The organism is Curvibacter lanceolatus ATCC 14669 (genome assembly GCF_000381265.1).
In the GTDB taxonomy this organism is placed as follows: domain Bacteria; phylum Pseudomonadota; class Gammaproteobacteria; order Burkholderiales; family Burkholderiaceae_C; genus Curvibacter; species Curvibacter lanceolatus.
The window spans coordinates 393,823-409,896 of sequence record NZ_KB906255.1; the positions used below are offsets into that span (position 1 = coordinate 393,823).

18 protein-coding genes are annotated in these 16,074 nt (G+C 65.9%); 5 read left to right on the forward strand and 13 right to left on the reverse strand.

Annotated features, from left to right (window positions below; genetic code table 11):
• Window positions 1-59: 59 nt before the first annotated feature.
• Both tfpZ and F624_RS0108650 read left to right on the forward strand, forming a co-directional pair.
• The gene (gene tfpZ, locus F624_RS0108645; protein ID WP_031254519.1) at window positions 60-821 is read left to right on the forward strand and encodes a TfpX/TfpZ family type IV pilin accessory protein; all 762 of its coding nucleotides are present in this window, start codon (window positions 60-62) and stop codon (window positions 819-821) included.
• Window positions 821-2,386, forward strand: coding sequence for a M48 family metalloprotease (locus tag F624_RS0108650; protein ID WP_019573895.1), 1,566 nt, complete (start codon window positions 821-823; stop codon window positions 2,384-2,386). The genes tfpZ and F624_RS0108650 overlap by 1 nt, the downstream gene beginning before the upstream one ends.
• A gap of 231 nt (window positions 2,387-2,617) precedes the next feature.
• Here F624_RS0108650 and F624_RS34015 read toward each other — a convergent pair whose 3' ends face one another.
• The 4 genes from F624_RS34015 to F624_RS0108665 all read right to left on the reverse strand — a co-directional run bounded on the left by F624_RS34015 (window position 2,618) and on the right by F624_RS0108665 (window position 5,693).
• Entirely contained in the window at window positions 2,618-3,541 is a 924-nt protein-coding gene (locus F624_RS34015; RefSeq protein ID WP_084679457.1) for an FkbM family methyltransferase, read from the reverse strand.
• A 457-nt stretch (window positions 3,542-3,998) separates the two neighbouring features.
• Window positions 3,999-4,352 carry a phage holin family protein gene (locus F624_RS0108655; RefSeq protein ID WP_019573896.1) on the reverse strand — a complete coding sequence of 118 codons (354 nt, stop codon included), beginning with the start codon at window positions 4,350-4,352 and terminating at the stop codon, window positions 3,999-4,001.
• A 43-nt stretch (window positions 4,353-4,395) separates the two neighbouring features.
• Window positions 4,396-4,857, reverse strand: a complete 462-nt coding sequence (locus tag F624_RS0108660; RefSeq protein WP_019573897.1) for a hypothetical protein — start codon at window positions 4,855-4,857, stop codon at window positions 4,396-4,398.
• 92 nt (window positions 4,858-4,949) lie between these two features.
• Window positions 4,950-5,693, reverse strand: a complete 744-nt coding sequence (locus F624_RS0108665; protein ID WP_031254521.1) for a TerC family protein — start codon at window positions 5,691-5,693, stop codon at window positions 4,950-4,952.
• Window positions 5,694-6,114: 421 nt separating this feature from the next.
• On the opposite strand from F624_RS0108665, the gene F624_RS0108670 reads away from it, so the two are divergent.
• Window positions 6,115-6,597, forward strand: a complete 483-nt coding sequence (locus tag F624_RS0108670; RefSeq protein WP_019573899.1) for a DUF3717 domain-containing protein — start codon at window positions 6,115-6,117, stop codon at window positions 6,595-6,597.
• 250 nt (window positions 6,598-6,847) lie between these two features.
• Here the strand turns inward: F624_RS0108670 and F624_RS0108675 are convergent, their stop codons facing one another.
• On the reverse strand, window positions 6,848-7,408 hold the full coding sequence (locus tag F624_RS0108675; protein ID WP_019573900.1) for a YaeQ family protein: 561 nt from the start codon (window positions 7,406-7,408) through the stop codon (window positions 6,848-6,850).
• Window positions 7,409-7,547: 139 nt separating this feature from the next.
• Between F624_RS0108675 and F624_RS0108680 the strand changes: the two genes are divergently transcribed.
• Window positions 7,548-8,093: a DUF4124 domain-containing protein gene (locus tag F624_RS0108680; RefSeq protein ID WP_169426560.1), complete on the forward strand. Its 546-nt coding sequence runs from the start codon at window positions 7,548-7,550 to the stop codon at window positions 8,091-8,093.
• Between the two features lie 35 nt (window positions 8,094-8,128).
• Here the strand turns inward: F624_RS0108680 and purB are convergent, their stop codons facing one another.
• The gene (purB, locus tag F624_RS0108685) at window positions 8,129-9,508 is read right to left on the reverse strand and encodes an adenylosuccinate lyase (protein WP_019573902.1); all 1,380 of its coding nucleotides are present in this window, start codon (window positions 9,506-9,508) and stop codon (window positions 8,129-8,131) included.
• A 91-nt stretch (window positions 9,509-9,599) separates the two neighbouring features.
• On the opposite strand from purB, the gene F624_RS0108690 reads away from it, so the two are divergent.
• Window positions 9,600-10,214, forward strand: a complete 615-nt coding sequence (locus F624_RS0108690; protein WP_019573903.1) for a glutathione S-transferase N-terminal domain-containing protein — start codon at window positions 9,600-9,602, stop codon at window positions 10,212-10,214.
• A 92-nt stretch (window positions 10,215-10,306) separates the two neighbouring features.
• Here F624_RS0108690 and F624_RS0108695 read toward each other — a convergent pair whose 3' ends face one another.
• From F624_RS0108695 to F624_RS0108725, 7 genes are read right to left on the reverse strand one after another with little or no spacing between them, the layout of a single operon-like run.
• Complete coding sequence (locus tag F624_RS0108695; RefSeq protein WP_019573904.1) at window positions 10,307-10,768, reverse strand: nuclear transport factor 2 family protein; 462 nt, start codon at window positions 10,766-10,768, stop codon at window positions 10,307-10,309.
• Window positions 10,769-10,770: 2 nt separating this feature from the next.
• Window positions 10,771-11,553 (reverse strand): SDR family NAD(P)-dependent oxidoreductase, encoded by a 783-nt coding sequence (locus tag F624_RS0108700; RefSeq protein WP_019573905.1) that lies wholly within the window; start codon window positions 11,551-11,553, stop codon window positions 10,771-10,773.
• Window positions 11,550-12,092: a DUF3833 domain-containing protein gene (locus F624_RS0108705; protein WP_019573906.1), complete on the reverse strand. Its 543-nt coding sequence runs from the start codon at window positions 12,090-12,092 to the stop codon at window positions 11,550-11,552. The genes F624_RS0108700 and F624_RS0108705 overlap by 4 nt, the downstream gene beginning before the upstream one ends.
• Window positions 12,089-13,444, reverse strand: coding sequence for an MFS transporter (locus tag F624_RS0108710; RefSeq protein WP_019573907.1), 1,356 nt, complete (start codon window positions 13,442-13,444; stop codon window positions 12,089-12,091). The genes F624_RS0108705 and F624_RS0108710 overlap by 4 nt, the downstream gene beginning before the upstream one ends.
• A gap of 13 nt (window positions 13,445-13,457) precedes the next feature.
• Window positions 13,458-14,015 carry a chalcone isomerase family protein gene (locus F624_RS0108715; RefSeq protein ID WP_019573908.1) on the reverse strand — a complete coding sequence of 186 codons (558 nt, stop codon included), beginning with the start codon at window positions 14,013-14,015 and terminating at the stop codon, window positions 13,458-13,460.
• Window positions 14,012-15,235, reverse strand: a complete 1,224-nt coding sequence (locus tag F624_RS0108720) for an SAM-dependent methyltransferase (protein ID WP_019573909.1) — start codon at window positions 15,233-15,235, stop codon at window positions 14,012-14,014. Before F624_RS0108720 ends, F624_RS0108715 begins: the two co-directional genes overlap by 4 nt.
• Window positions 15,236-15,255: 20 nt before the next feature.
• Window positions 15,256-16,071, reverse strand: a complete 816-nt coding sequence (locus F624_RS0108725) for a DUF1365 domain-containing protein (protein ID WP_019573910.1) — start codon at window positions 16,069-16,071, stop codon at window positions 15,256-15,258.
• Window positions 16,072-16,074 lie beyond the last annotated feature (3 nt).

The following is a 16,074-nucleotide window of genomic DNA, read 5'->3' on the forward strand; positions in this document are numbered from 1 at the left end:
AGGGGAGAGAGGGCAAGTACATTTACGTTGGCTTGACTTTGTTCGTCGATCATACGTTTATGAAACTGTTCGAGAGTCGCTGGCGTGCGTTTGGTGCGCACCTGTGCGTGAGTATGCTGGTTGCGGCCTTGGCCGCGTGCTTGGTCTTTGGTCTCTGGTACCCCTATCCCTACCGCGATGTGTCTGGCGGTCGGGAGTTGTTCGTGTTGATGGCGGGGGTTGACGTGGTCATCGGGCCCTTGATCACCCTGATCATCTTCAACAAGGCCAAGAAGCCTCAGCGTGAGCTGCTCAGGGATATGGTCTGCATTGCCGTGCTGCAGATGGCGGCCTTGGCCTACGGACTCTGGACCGTGGCCTTGGCGAGGCCAGTGCATTTGGTGTTTGAGTACAACCGGTTCACCGTGGTCCATGCCGCTCAACTCTCGAAAGAGGCATTGTCCCTGGTACCCCGGGAGTTGGTAGCAACGCCGTGGACTGGGCCGACTGCTCTCGGCTTGCGACCGTTTCGCAGTCAAAAGGAGCAGATGGATGCGACCATGGATGCCCTCCAGGGGGCCCCGTTGGCGGCCCGTACCGATCTGTGGCAAAGCTTTGATGCCAGCCGCCAGGCTTTGCGTGCTGCCGCCAAGCCAATGACCGACTTGAAGCAGCGGACACCGCAGGCTTCGCCGCTGATCGATGCATGGCTCGCCAATTCCGGGCGTACATTGGGCGAACTGAGCTACGTTCCATTGGTGGGCCGTAAAACGTTCTGGACCGTGGTGTTGGATGCGCAAACTGCCGATATCCTGGGCTACCTGCCTATCGATTCGTTCTGATGTTCCAAGGCCTCGCCGTCGTGCTACCCAAGCCCATCGTGAACCGCTCCGACCTTCGCCGCCGCTGGCTGGCCCCCCTGTCCCTGGCCCTGATGGCGGCCTTGGGTGCGCCCACGCTCAGCAGTGCCCAGCTCCCCGCCCTCGGCGACGGCGAAGGCATGACCCTGGGCGCCGAGCGCCGCCTGGGGGACCAGATTGCACGCGAGCTCTACCGCGACCCGGACTACCTCGATGACCCGGTGCTGCAGGAGTATGTGGAGGGCATCTGGCAGCAACTCATCCAGGCGGCCCGCCAGCGGGGCGAGCTCACGCCCGATCAGGACGAGCGCTTTGCCTGGCAGGTCTTGCTGGGCAAGGACCGCCAGGTCAACGCGTTTGCCCTGCCGGGCGGCTACATGGGCGTGTATCTGGGATTGATCGCCATCGTGGCCAACCGCGACGAGCTGGCCTCGGTGCTGGGGCATGAACTCAGCCACATCACGCAGCGCCACATCTCCCGCATGATGAGCAAGGACAGCCAGCAGACCCCTTTGCTGGTCGCCGCGCTGATCCTGGCTGCGCTGGCCGCCAGCAAGAGCCCTGATGCGGCCAGCGCCCTGGTGGTGGGCGGGCAGGCCCTCACGGTGCAGAACCAGCTCAAGTTCTCGCGCGACATGGAACGCGAGGCCGACCGGGTGGGCTATGGCGTCATGACCCAGGCGGGTTTTGATGGCCAGGGCTTCGTCACCATGTTCGACAAGCTGCAGCAGGCCTCGCGCCTGAACGACAACGGCGCCTACCCCTACCTGCGCAGCCATCCGCTGACCACCGAGCGCATCGCCGACATGCAAGCCCGTCAGGAGCTGCGCCCGGGCAGCAAGGGGGTGGTGCCGACCACGCTGGAGCATGCCCTCATCATGGCCCGGGCCCGCGCCATCAGCGCCGACAACATCGAGCTGCAGCGCCAACGCCAGGCCGAGCCCGACGGGGCCGCCTTCCGCCAGCAGCCGCCCGTGCGCCAGGCGCAGGCCTTGTACGGTGCCGCGCTGGCCTCCATGCAACTGCGCGACTGGCAAAAAGCCCGTGATGCGGTCAACCGCCTGCAGCCCCTGGTGCAGTCCAGCCCCGAGGCCTTGCGCCTGCAGCGCCTGCTGGTGGCTGAGCTCGACCTGGCCACGGGCAAGCCCGCCACGGCGGCAGCCCTGCCGATGGGCGCTGAGGTGAGACGTCCGGAGCTGTTGCTGGGCACCCAGGGTCGCCTGGCCCTGGGCGGGTTGGATCCCGCCGAACAGACGGCCGAAGCCCTGCAGACCTGGGTGACCGTGCACCCCCACGATGGAACGGCATGGCAGTGGTTGTCACGCGCCTGGGGGGCCGCCGGCAAGCCCTTGCGCAGCCTGCGGGCCGAGGCCGAGGCGCAGGTGGCGCACTTCGACTACAGCGGCGCCATGGACCGCTTCAAGGCCGCGCAAGACATGGTGCGCCGCGGCGGCAGCGCCGGCGCCGACCACGTCGAGGCCTCGATCATCGACGCCCGCACCCGCGAGGTGGCCTCACTGCTGCGGGAACAGGCTGCGCAGCGCTGAACAGGTCGTGAGCAGGTTGCCAAGTTCAGCGCCAAGATCATGCTTGGTTGGGGCTTCTGAAGAGATCCCGCTCACAACGGCGCCCGCTTGATTGGAGGGGGCGTCCTCATCGCGCTGAACCAGGACTGCCCAGTCTTTTGATGGGCCACCAACCGCGCACTGCTATTTGAATAGGAAGCTGGAGATTGATCTTTCAGTGTCGTCTCCAATATCTAATCAGCACAAAGCTTGCTAAAAAACCTCTAATATAAGATCTCCGGCAAAATTATCGCCCTCAATATTTTTGATTTTTGTATGGTATTTCTGATTTAGTATCAGTGAAAGTATTTTTCTTAATTTTGATGCGTCCGTGCCCCATGGGGGGGATTGGACTATTTTTCGTGTTATTATTTTTCTGTCGAACGTGTCAGTAATTTTTTCTAGATTGAAATTTTTATCCCATGATTCAAAAAAAATAACTGCCTGGATATTTTTTGGGATGGATTTGGCGATGCCGATCAATACCGACTCTTCGTATCCTTCAACATCTATTTTTATGACTCCTCGATGAAGTCCTTTATTGGCGAGTGATTCGAATATCCCCTTCAACTCTTGCTCTGTATCTTTGATAGAGATTTCAACTTCTAAATAATTATTGCTGTCGAAATTTTCGAGTCCATCTTTCAAGCTCAGGATTTCTTTTGTATAGCTGTTGGTCTCGTCGTTTATGAATGCACCTCCCCAGTTGTGCTTGGGAATGGTGAGCAGGCAGTTTTTATTCTCGGCTCCAAGCCCGTATTTGTGAATGGTTATTTTCGAAGGCTCAAGACTTATGCTGGTGTTCACTTCTAGAATTTTGCAGCACAATGGATTGGGTTCAAACATATGAATTTCTGAAAACTCAAGGCCACTTTGGCAGGATGTCAATCCTATGTTTGCGCCAATATCAATCAAAAAATCCTTGTATCCCTCTGTGGTGTAGTGCTTGATTGAATTGCGGATTTTTTCTTCGTGGATTCCAATGATTTGAGGATCGATAGAGATAATGTCTCCACCCCTTAAAAAAAGGTGATTGCTGCTTTTCGTTAGCTTGCGAAAAAAATAGTGTTTGATGTTCTTCTTGACGGAGCTTAATACTGTTTCTTTGCTTATGTTGTATTCTTTCTCGTAATTCATATATTCTCCAGTCGTGCTGAATTTGGGAGGGTTTTTATGGATTGTTGAGCATGACAGAGGATTGACAAGAGAACTGGGGACTCCATTGGTGCCCAATTTCGCTTGCTAGCCACCCGCCGGCAAATACTTTGGAGATATGGATTTTTCGAACCCAGCCATCTCCATGAAGTTTCGCGGACGGCAGCTGCGGGCCAGAGGGGCTGCATTCGTCATGGTTGCCGGACATCCGGGCACGACTGGCCGGGGGGGGGCTCCTGCCGAGCAGGCGGCCAACGCACGGCCTCTCTGGCTGTGCAGCACTTTCGTGAGCTTGCGGCGTGGAATGGCGGTGAGATCGGTCAGCGCGGGACGCGGTTGCCAAGCTTGAGCAAGCCCCAGGTGGTGCGCTTGTGGAGCCAGCGCCTGCGCCGACCACGTCGAGGCCTCGATCATCGACGCCCGAACCCGCGAGGTGGCCTCACTGTTGCGGGAGCAGGCTGCGCAGCGCTGAGTCGATCACCATGCCCAGAGCCGAGTAGATCAGCGAGCCGATCAGGGCCGCGCCAAACCCGGTCACCTGAAAGCCTTTGAGCAGCTCGGCGGCGGCCCAGAACATGAAGGCATTGATCACGAACAGGAACAGCCCCAGCGTCACCACCGTCACGGGCAGCGTCAGCACCACCAGGATGGGGCGCAGCACGGCGTTGAACAGCCCGATCACCAGCGCCGCCACCAGGGCGGCGCTCAGGCTGGTGACCTGCACGCCCGGGTACAGGTAGGCCACGAACATCAGTGAGGCCGCGCTCAGCAGCCATTTCAGCAGCAGTTTCATGGGCGCAGCATAGCAGCAGCTGCAGTGTAGCCGCGCCCGGGCATCACTCGGTGGCCAGCACCAGGGCCGCACCCAGGCCCGCCACGGCGCCGGGCACCGCCCAGCGTGCAGCCTGGGGCTCGGGCTGGTTGTGGGTCACGGCGGGCAGGTCCTGGCCCAGCTTGGGGCGCCGCGCATCCAGCACCCGCGCGCCGGGGAACTGCCGGCGCAGGCTGTCCGACAGATCGGCCAGTGAGCCGTGGGCCACCAGGCGGGTCAGTTGATCGCCGGGGGCCACCACGGCCTGCACCACGGGCTCGGTCACCTTGTCGGCCCAGCGGGCGCGCCAGTTCTCGCGGTTGGCGTAGCTCACCCATTTGCTCACGCGGCGCGTCATGCGCGGGGGGCAGGCCACCAGGATCCAGTGGGTGGCCTGCTGCGCGGGGGCGTTGGCCGGCGCGAGCAGGGGCAGCAGCTGGTGGCAGGCGTGGTCGGCATCGTCGAAGTAGGCAATCAGGGTGTCCATGGTTTCTCCTTGAGACGAGGGTGGCCGTGTGGGGCCGCTGGCGGGAACAGAAGCGGTCTTGGATTCGGTAGGGGACATCGCCATGGCCTGGTTCATGCCGTGGTGTCAGAGCTGATTTGCGCTGTGGTGTGGCCGAACTGGCCGCCGGATTTGCGGGCGGCCTGGCGGCGCTGGTGCAACCAGCCCGCGCCCAGCACGCCGACAATGGCCACCCCGTAGGTGCTCCAGCGCGCCAGCGTGTTCATCAGCTCAGGCGGGTCGAACACGGCGTCCAGCAGCGGCTCGCCCACGATCATGCGAGCGGCGGTGAAGGCCAGCACGGCCGCGCCGGCATGGATGATCAGCGGGAAGCGTTCCACCAGCTTCAGCACCACCGAGCTGCCAAACACCACGATGGGCACGCTGATCAGCAGGCCCAGGATCACCAGGTCAAAGGCACCGTGTGCGGCCCCGGCCACGCCCAGCACGTTGTCGATGCCCATCAGCGCGTCGGCCACCACAATCGTCTTCATGGCGCCCCAGAACGTGCTGGCGGCCGGGCCGTCGGCATGGCCGTCGCCGTCGTCAGCCAGCAGCTTGTAGGCGATCCACAGCAGGCCCAGCCCGCCGATCAGCATCAGGCCCGGCACCTTCAGCAGCCAGACCACGCCCACGGTCATCAGCGAGCGCACGCCGATGGCGCCCACCGTGCCCCACAGGATGGCTTTTTTCTGCAGATGGGCCGGCAGCTGGCGCGCGGCCAGGGCGATCACGATGGCGTTGTCGCCGGCCAGAACCAGATCGATCAGAACGATGGCCAGCAGGGCTGACCACCACGGTGCGGAAAGAAATTCCATGAAAAACACTCCAGGATGTGCAAGAACAAACCCTGGGGCAGGTGGCGGTCATGGTGGGGCTGGGCGCGCACCCGGGCGGATGCAGTGGCAGACACGCTTCGACCAAACCTGTCCCAGGTTCGAATCGAAGGTCTTGCTCGGCATGGAGTCATGCAGAAAATGCCCAACAAGCCGGAAGCCTAGGCTTCGTATTGACGACTTGTTGATCTGGTGTGGCCGCTGCACGGGGGTACAGGCCAACTCACACCGAGGGAGCTACTCCCCTTCGTGCCGCGATTTAACCACTGGTCGCAGAGGCCTTGCAAGTCGTAGGTTTTTGGGGGGGCAGTCAATGACCCTTTGTGCGCCTCGGTGGCGGCCCTTTCAGCCCAGGCTGCCTGCGGCGGCGGATTATGATCGCGCCCCCTGTTTTGAAATTGCCATGGCCGGAATCCACATCACCGACATCGAAGCCGCCATCAACCACTGGCGGGCCAAAAAACCTTCGCCCGATGGCGTGGTGCTGGCCCCTGAGTTGCGCGCGCTGGCCGAGGTGTATGCCTTGATGGTGTATTTCCATGAAGACGAGGCCGACGAGTTCAGCCTGCCCGAGGCCGCCTGGCAGGCCTGGCAGGCCTGGTACGACACCACGCCCGACACCCCCTGCATCGCGATCTGCTCCACGAGTCAGGGCGACAGCCATTGCAAGGGCTGCGGCCGCACCTTTGACGAGGTGCAGCACTGGCCCGGCATGAGCGCCACCGAAAAACGCCACACCTGGCGCCGCATCACCCAGGAGGGCCACGCCTGGCGCTTCAACCGCTACCTGGAGCGCGCCGCCGAAGGCCCCGCCGCCGCAGCCCAGGCCATGCAGACCGCCGCCCAGGAGGTTCACCGGCAACGCCGCCGCCAAACAGCAACCTGACCCGACCTCACGCGCCTGATGGTGAACAGGGCGATTGCTTGATCAGGCGTGCTCTAGAACGAAGAGGTCAGGCCGGCGCCGGGCCGCCCCAAGGCGGCCTGCGGCCCCCTTTGGGGGGCAGCGACCACACGGAGTGAGGGAGCGTGGGGGCTAACAGTCCAGGCCGGCGCCGGGCCGCCCCAAGGCGGCCTGCGGCCCCCTTTGGGGGGCAGGGAGCGACACGAAGTGCGCGACCGTGGGGGCCAACAGTTCATTTCCAGCGCAGGCACTCGATTTCGACGGTGTCTTTCGAGTCGCTCATCATCAGCGCCCCCTCTTGCACCGTCGCCTGCAGCTGCATGCTGCGCTGCGCCAGCTTGGCCAGGGCCTGCGAGGCCTCGGTGGGCACGCGCCACACCTGCAGCTTGTCCATGCGGCTGACCTTGTTCTCCATGGTCTTCCACCACACCTCGGCGGCGTGGTGAAAGCAGTACACCAGCACCTGGTCCGACTTCTGGCAGGCCTTGAGCATGGGCTTTTCCTCGGGCTGGCCCACTTCCACCCACACCCGCTTGTGCCCGGTGAAGTCGGTCAGCGACACATCGGGGTCGTCCGGGTCTGACAGGCCGGCGCCAAAGGCCAGGGTGCCGTCGCCGTTGCACACGTCCTGCAACTGGTGCGCCTGCAGGGCCAGGGCGGCCAGGCGGATCATCATGCGCTCGTCGGTCTCGCTGGGGTGGCGCGCCAGGGTCAGGGCGTGGTCCGCGTAGTAGTTGTGGTCGATGTCGGCAATCGACAACGCGGCTTTGAAGATGGTGGATTTGAGAGCCATGAGGCGTTCTTGTTCTGAAAGGGAAAGGGCGGAAAACCCATGCCGGGGCGTGCGCTGCGAGGGCCGGATGCGGCTATGCTGGCAGCTGGATGCACATCCTGCTGGTGGGTCTGTCCATCCGAATGGAGCTTTGACTGCCATGGGTCCAACCTTGCATTTCACCACAGCCGCGGTTTTGGCCCGGTGCTCTGTGCTGTGGCTGGCTTGTGGCTTGCTCGGTTGCGGCTTCACGGTGGCCAGGGCCGAATCGGCCCAGGTGTGGCGTCTCAAGGATGCCCAGGGCCACACCGTGTTCACTGATCGGGTCAGCGAAGACGACATCGCCTCAGGCCGGGCGCAGCCCGTGAAGGTCGAGAAGGTGACGCCCGAGATGGCAGCCCAGGCTCAGGCCAAACGCCAGCATGAGCAAGTCGAGATCGACCGCTACAACCAGCAGCTCAACCAGAAACTGCAGCGCCGCAGCGAGGCGGCCCGGGCCGTGGAACTGGCCCGCCAGCATCTGGAACAGGCCCAGGCCCTCTACCTGGCCGGTGAGGCCCCGCGTGAGGATGAATCCAACCGGGTGCGCACGGGCTCGCGGCTCAGTGAGCGCTATGCCCAGCGCCGCCTGCGCGAGCGCCAGGCTGTCGACAACGCGGCGCAGGCACTGCAGCGCGCCCAGGCTTACCAGGCCTCTCTGCCCTGAGCCGGGCGCGGGGAAAGGCAGAGAGCCTGTGGGCTTCAGGCCCGGCGTGCCAGTTCGGCGGCCTTGCCCACGTAACTGCCCGGCGTCATGGCCAGCAGGCGGTCTTTTTCGGCCTGCGGGATCTCCAGCGAGCGGATCAGGCCATGCAGGGCCTCGGCCGTCACCGTCTTGCCACGGGTCACTTCCTTGAGCTTCTCGTAGGCGCCTTGCACACCAAAGCGGCGCATCACGGTCTGAATGGGCTCGGCCAGCACTTCCCACGAGGCGTCCAGGTCGGCGGCCAGGGCTTCTTCGTTGAGTTCGAGCTTGTTCAGGCCCACCATCAGCGAGTTGTAGGCCAGCGCGGCATAGCCCAGGGCCACACCGATGTTGCGCAGCACGGTGCTGTCGGTCAGGTCACGCTGCCAGCGGCTCACCGGCAGCTTTTCGCTCAAGTGGCGCAGCACGGCATTGGCCAGGCCCAGGTTGCCTTCGGCGTTCTCGAAGTCGATCGGGTTGACCTTGTGCGGCATGGTCGACGAGCCGATCTCGCCGGCCTTCAGGCGCTGCTTGAAGTAGCCCAGGCTCACATAGCCCCACACATCGCGCGACCAGTCGACCAGGATGGTGTTGGCGCGGGCCACGGCGTCGAAGAACTCGGCCATGTAATCGTGCGGCTCGATCTGGATGCTGTAGGGCTGGAAGGTCAGGCCCAGGCCCAGCGGCTCGGGCGACTCGATCACCTTCTTGCTGAAGGCTTCCCAGTCGAAGTCGGGCCAGGCCGAGAGGTGGGCGTTGTAGTTGCCCACGGCGCCATTCATCTTGCCCATCAGCTTCACCGCGGCGATCTTCTCGCGGGCGGCGGCCAGGCGAACCAGCACGTTGGCCACTTCCTTGCCCACGGTGGTGGGGCTGGCGGTCTGGCCGTGGGTACGGCTCAGCAGCGGCACGTTGGCGTAGGCGTGGGCCATGTCGCGCAGCTTGGTGATGATGCCGTCCAGGGCCGGCAGGATCACCACGTCGCGCGCGGCCTTGATCTGCAGCGCGTGGCTGGTGTTGTTGATGTCTTCGCTGGTGCAGGCAAAGTGCACGAACTCGCTGGCGGCCTGCAGTTCGGGGCGGGCCTCGAACTTCGACTTGATCCAGTATTCCACGGCCTTCACGTCGTGGTTGGTGGTCTTTTCGATCTCCTTGATGGCCAGGCCATCGGCCTCGGAGAAGTTCTTCACCAGGCCCAGCAGGTAGGTGCGGGCGCCTGGGGTGAGGGGCTTGAATTCGTCAAAGCCGGCGTCGGACAGCGCGATGAACCACGCCACCTCCACCTGCACACGGCGGTGCATGTATCCCAGCTCGCTCATGAGCGGGCGCAGGGGGCTGAGTTTGCTGGCGTAACGACCGTCCAGCGGCGAAAGGGCGGAGATGGGTGAGAAGCTCATACCCGAATTGTAGGTTGCCGGGCCAGGGCAGGGGCGACTCGATAGAATGCGCTGCACGGATCCCTGGTCCCATTCCCTGAGACATAGACACATGAAATTGATCGGTTCTACCACCAGCCCGTATGTGCGAAAAGTGCGCATCGTGATGGCCGAAAAAAAGCTCGACTACCAGTTCGTCATTGAGAACGTCTGGGCCGATGACACGACGATCAGCACCTCCAACCCGCTGGGCAAGGTGCCGTGTCTGGTCATGGAGGGCGGCGAGGCCGTCTTCGATTCGCGCGTCATCGTCGAGTACCTCGACACCCTGTCGCCCGTGGGCAAGCTCATCCCGGCCCAGGGCCGCGAGCGCGCCGAGGTCAAGACCTGGGAGGCCCTGGCCGACGGCCTCATGGACGCCGGCCTGCTGGCGCGCATGGAAACCGTGTGGGCGCACCGCCCGCCCGAGCAGCAGTGCCAGGCCTGGATCGACCGCCAGATGGGCAAGATCACCGAAAGCCTCAAGGCCATGAGCCAGGGCCTGGGCGACAAGCCGTTCTGCAGCGGCATCCACCTCAGCCTGTCCGACATCGCGGTGGGCTGCGCCCTGGGCTGGCTCGAGTTCCGCTTCCCCGAGGTGCCCTGGCGCACCGAGCACCCCAACCTGGCCCGCCTGATGGACAAGCTGATGCAACGCCCCAGCTTCGCCGACACTCGCCCGGCCTGAGCCCTCGGGCCGGTGGGCCTCGCCTGCAACGCAAAAACCGGCCTTGGCCGGTTTTTTTCTGGGCGCTGCGCCCCAGCGCACTGGGGTGGGCCTCAGTGCCGGGCCCGCTCCTTCAGCCAGCGCATCACGCCGCCCACCACGGGCAGTTTCTCGTACAGCTCTTCGGCCGCGTCCCAGTAGTCGCGGTGCAGGGTGATCAGCCCCTGCTCGTCGTACACCAGATGGCTGGCGCCACGCACGGTCTGCCACTGGCTGGGCGAGAAGCGCTGGAATCGGAACACGAAGTCCCAGGTCAGAAAGCAGTGGGGGCCCTGCACCACGCGCTGCGTGACGATGAAGTGCGGCTCGTGCAGCGACACGAACATGTGCTGGAACACGCCCTCGATGGCCGCCAGGCCGCGCACCTCGTTGAACGGGTCCTTGAACACCGCTTGGGCGGCGTAGTGCTGGCCCAGGTCGGCCAGATCGCTCGGGCGCAGGTGCTCGAAGAACTGCACCGTGCGCTGCACGGCAGCATCGATTCCGCTGGGGTCGGGGGGCAAGTTGTCGGTCATGGTCAGAGTCCGGTGAAGCGGCGCACCAGCGGAAAGTACACAGGATACGGCAGGCACTGCAGCAGCTTCATCACCCGCGTGAACCGCTTCGGAAAGTGGATGTCGAAATCGCCCTGGTGCCAGCCCTGCAGCATGGCCTGGGCCGCCTGCTCGGGGCTGATCAAGGCCGGCATGGCAAAGTCGTTCTGCGCCGTCAGCGGGGTGGCCACAAAGCCCGGGTTGACCACGCTCACGCCCAGGCCCAGGTCCTGCAGGTCCAGGTACAGGGTTTCGGCCAGGTGGATCAAGGCGGCCTTGGTCGGGCCATAGGCCAGGCTGTTGGGCAGCCCTCGGTAGCCCGCCACGCTGCTGACCAGGCTCAAGTGGCCAGGCCGCCCGGCGCGGGCCGCCTCGATCATGCCGGGCAGCACGGCATCCAGCACGTGCAGGGCCCCCACGTAGTTGATCTGCAGGTGCTGCAGCAGGCTGTCGAGCCGCATCTGCGTGGCCCGCATGGGCTCGTAGTAGCCGGCGCAGTACAGCATCAGGTCCAGTGGCCCCTCGCCCAGCACCTGGGCGGCCACGGCCTGCACCTGATCGCGCTGCGTCACGTCCAGCGCCAGGCCCTGGCTGCCGGGGTGCTGCCGCGCAAAGGCCTGCAAGGCCTCTGCATTGCGCGCCGACACGATGACCTGGGCGCCCCGCTGGTGCAGCGCGCTGGCCGTGGCCAGCCCGATGCCGCTGGAGGCCCCCACCAGCCACACGCGCCGCCCCTGCCATTCGGTGATGCGCGGGTTGCGGCTCATGGCTGCGCCTTCTGGAACGACAGCAGCACCTCGCCCAGGCGCACGCCGAACTTGCTCATGGTGGCCCGGTTCAGCATGGTCTGCGGGGTCATCAGGATCATCCAGTCGTCAAACTGCACGTGGTAGGTGCTGCCGTCCACCGGCAGCGCCAGGGTGTAGTTCCAGCGCAGGGCGTTGCCGGCCACCTGGCCCTGGGCTTCGCCCACCACATCGTCGGCCCGGCCCCGGTAGCGGCCATCGGCCAGGCGGGTCAGGTGCCAGACACGGCGCTGGGTGCTGCCGTCCGAATAGCTGAAGTGTTCGTCCAGCACACCTTCGTCGCCCTCCCAGCGGCAATCCATCACCACGGTGAAGCGCTTCACGATGTGGCCGCCGCGGTCCTGGAACAGGCCCTGGGCGTCGACCCGGCCATTGAAGAACTGGCGCAGGTCCAGGGCGGGTTTCTCGGCCGCATAGTCGCTCACCTGGGGGCCGGCACAGCCTGCCAGCGCCAAGGTGGCGGCGCCCAGGGCGTAACGCAGAAAGTGTTGTCGGTTCATGGTGTGTCGATGGGTGAGGGTTGGAGAAGGGCCCCGGGCCGCGCTCGGCCTTGGGCGGCGGGCCGCAGGATCAGCCCGTACAGCGCCAGCGCCGCGGCCAGCTTGAGCGCGCAAGGCAGTGCCGCATAGCCCAGGCTCAGGGCCTGCAGGCCGGCGGCGTCGGTGCTGCCGGGCGTGTAGCCCAGCGCGGCCAGCAGGGGCAATGCCAGGCCCGCAGCCAGGGCCAGGTTCAGTTTGTTGGCAAAGTTCCACCAGCCGAAGCTGGCACCGGCCGAGGCCGCTCCGGGCTGGGCCAGCACGCCGGCCAGCAAGGCGCCAGGCACCACCAGATCGGCCCCCAGGGTCAGGCCGGACAAGGCGCAGATCCAGCGGAAGGCGACCACCTGCCCGGCCCCCAGCGTGCCGGCCCAGGCAAACACCGCCACCGCCAGCAGCATGCCGGCCAGCCAGCAGGGCGCCAGGCCCCAGCGCGCCACGGCACGCAGCCACAGCGGCATGGCCGCGGCGGCGCTCAGAAAATACAGGCCCAGCAACACCGGCTCCTGCCCGGGCGCGGCCTGCAGCCGGTCTTGCACAAAGAACAGCAGCAAGGTGGCCGGCACGGCACTGGCAATGCCGTTGAGCACAAACACGCCCATCAGGCGGCGGAACGCGGCCTGCCGCCAGGGCTGCCACAAGCCCGCGTGGTCGGCGGCTGTGCCCTGAGGGAGGGGGGCGGGCACCGGAGCCCGGTGCCAGGCCAGCCAGCCCAGCACCAGCAGCCCGCTGAAGGCGCCGAGCATGGCCGGCACCCCCAGCAGCGTGGGCAGCACCGAGGCCAGCACCACCCCCAGCAGCCCGGCGCCTTCGCGCCAGGCCACCACCCGGCCGCGCTGGGCCTCATTGCCGCCCAGCCGGGCCCCCCAGGCCTGGTGGGTGATGCTCAGCAGGCTGTAGGCCGGGTAGGCCAGGGCCAGGCCCACGGCGGCCCAGGCCAGCAAGGCTGCGGGGCTGTGCACCAGAGGCATGAACACGGCCCACAGCGCCAGTGCCAGCAAGGCGCCGGCCACGGCGCTGGCGCGCCACACGGCCCGGGGCGAGTGTTGCAGCAGGCGATCGGCGAGCCGGCCCAGGCCGGGGTCGACCAGCGCATCGAGCAGGCGGGCGCCCAGCAGCACGCCCCCCAGGGCCGCCAGGGGCGCCCCCAGCGTGCTCGCGTAATGGTGCGGTAGCACCACGTACAGGGGCAGGGCCACAAAGGCCAGCGGCAGGCCCATCAGGCCATAGGCCAGGCCTTGCGGCAGGCTCAGGTCGGGCTGTGGGGCCGCCATGGCGGAGGCCGGGGCTGGGTGGGTGGGCATGGGTTCGGCCATCAGGCGCCTCCCCTCAACGGGCGCCGGTCACGGGGGCCAGCAGGGCCTGACGCAGCGAGGGCTCCGAGGTGGCGGCGGACAGCCAGATGCCGAAGAACAGGCGCGAAAAGCGGGCGTCCTCCAGCGCGCCCAGGGGGCGGTCGTTGTGCACAAAGCGGGCGCCGGTGTCGGGCTGGTGCAGGCCCAGCAGGCGGTCGCCGTTCTTCACGTCGGGCAGCAGGGCCTGCAACTGGGCTTGCCAGCGGGCGCCTTGCTCGTCGCTGATGGGCTCGATGCGGCGCATCTCGCTGAGCGAGCGCTTGGCAATGGCTTCGGCGCTGAAGTCGCGCAGGTACAGCAGCTCAAGGGCCAGCGGCAGGCTGGCGTATTGCTCGGCGCGAAAGCCGGGGCTCACCCACAGACGGGCCTGGTAGACCGACCAGCCCAGAAAGCGCATGGTGGCTTCGCCCGCCGGCACCGTGCCGGGCAGGGGCGTGGCTGCTGTAGTTGCTGTGGCTGCTTGGGCCGGTGCGGCATGGCCGGCACCGGCCGCCAGCGCGGCCCACCAGGCCAGGTGTTGGCGGCGTTTCATGCCGGTTTCACCAGGGTGTACTGCACCAGGTCGATGCTGCCCATCGAGAAGCCGGCCTCGCAGTAGGCCAGGTAGAACTCCCAGATGTGCATGAAGCGCTCGTCAAAGCCCAGTTGCTGGATCTGGCTGCGCTGGGCCAGAAAGCGCTCGCGCCAGCGTCTCAGGGTTTCGGCGTAGTCCTGGCCGAAGGCAAAGCTGTCTTCCACCTGCAGCCCGGCGGCCTCGGCGGCCTGGCGGAACTCGCGCGGGCAGGGCAGGCAGCCGCCCGGAAAGATGTACTGCTGGATGAAGTCGGTCGAGCCGATGTAGCGCTCGAACAGCGCGTCGTCGATCACGATGCTCTGGATGCAGGCCCGCCCACCGGGCTTGAGCAGGCGCTCTATGGCCGAAAAGTAGGTGGGCCAGTATTCGCGGCCCACCGCCTCCACCATCTCGATCGAGCACACCGCGTCGTAGGGGCCGTCGTCGATGTCGCGGTAGTCCTGCAGGCGCAGGTCGGCCCGGTCTTGCACGCCCAGGGCCTGCATGCGCCGGCGGGCAAAGTCCAGCTGCTCGGTGGACAGGGTCACGCCGGTCAGCCGGGCCTGGAACTCGGTGGTGCTCATCTCGGCCAGGGCGCCCCAGCCGCAGCCGATCTCCAGCACCCGGTCGCCCGGTTGCACCCGGGCCATGCGCAGGGCACGGCGCACCTTGGCGTGCTGGGCGCTGCGCATGTCCTGCTCCGGCCCAGCCTCGAACCAGGCGGATGAGTAGTTCATCGTGTCGTCCAGCCACAGCTCGTAGAAGGCATTGCCCAGGTCGTAATGGGCGTGGATGTTCTTCTGGCTGTTGTGCCGCGTGTTGCGGTTGAGCAGGTGCTTGATGCGGTACAGCAGGCGGCCGGCCCAGCTGCCGTAGATCACATCGTCCACGTGCTGGCGGTTGGCCAGGAACACCTTGAGCAGCTCGGTCAGGTTGGGCGTGGTCCAGTCGCCGGCGATGTAGCTCTCGGCAAAGCCGATGTCGCCCGATTTCAGGGCGGCCCGGCACACCTGCCAGTTGCGCAGCGTCATGGCCGCGGAGGGGCCGTGGCCGTCGCCGAAATGGTGCAAGGCCCCGTCGGGCAGTTGCACGGTCAGTGAGCCGTGCTGCAGGCGCTGCAGCAGCCTGAGCGCGGTGCGGGCGGCCGCGGGGGTGCCCTGCGGCAGGGTGAACGAGGTGGGGGCGGTGCTGCTGTTCATGGCGGTCGGGGTGGGGCAGGTCAACGGCTGACGAAGGCGGCAGGCGCTTCGGGTTTGCGGTGAAAGGGCACGCGCTTGAGCCACAGCCTGAGCGCCTGCAGGTGGATGCGGGCCATCAGCGCCAGCGTCATCAGCGGGTGGCCCCACAGCGCGCGGCGCACGCTGGCGGGCGTGATCGGCTCCAGCGTGCCGCTGACGCTGGTCTGCAGCAGCGGGCCCTGGGCATCGTCGTGGTCGATGCGCACCACCGTGCGGTCCAGGCCGTCTCGTTGCGTGCGCATGAAGCGAAAGCGGTAGCCGCCCTGCACTGCGCAGAACGGCGACACATGGAACACCTTGCGCGCCTTCAGCTCGGCGCCCCAGAAGGGCCCTGCGTCGGGCTCGTCCAGCAAGTAGCAGTGGCGCTCGCCGAAGGTGTTGTTCACCTCGACCACGATGGCGCGCAGCGTGCCATCGGCCCGGTGGCAGTACCAGAAGCTGACGGGCTTGAAGGTGTAGCCCAGCACGCGCGGGTAGCAATGCAGCCAGACGGGGCCGGTGGCGTCGAGGATGCCCTCGGCCTGCAGCACCTGCTCCAGCCACGCCAGGGCACCGCCCTGGCTGGCCGGGCGACCATCGCCGTGGTCCACGTCGTGAAAGCTCAGGGCGCCGCGCCGGTTGATGGCCAGCGGGCCCTGGCAGGCGGCCAGCTCGCGCATCGGCAGCAGCACGAAGAAGGTGGGGTAGGCAAAGGCATGGCGCCGCGGCCGCAGCCGGGTGTGGCGCACCTGGCCGAAGCCCAGCAGGGGCTGGTTCGATCGGGCGGTGGGGCCGGGCGGTGGCATGGGTTGGGGCATGCG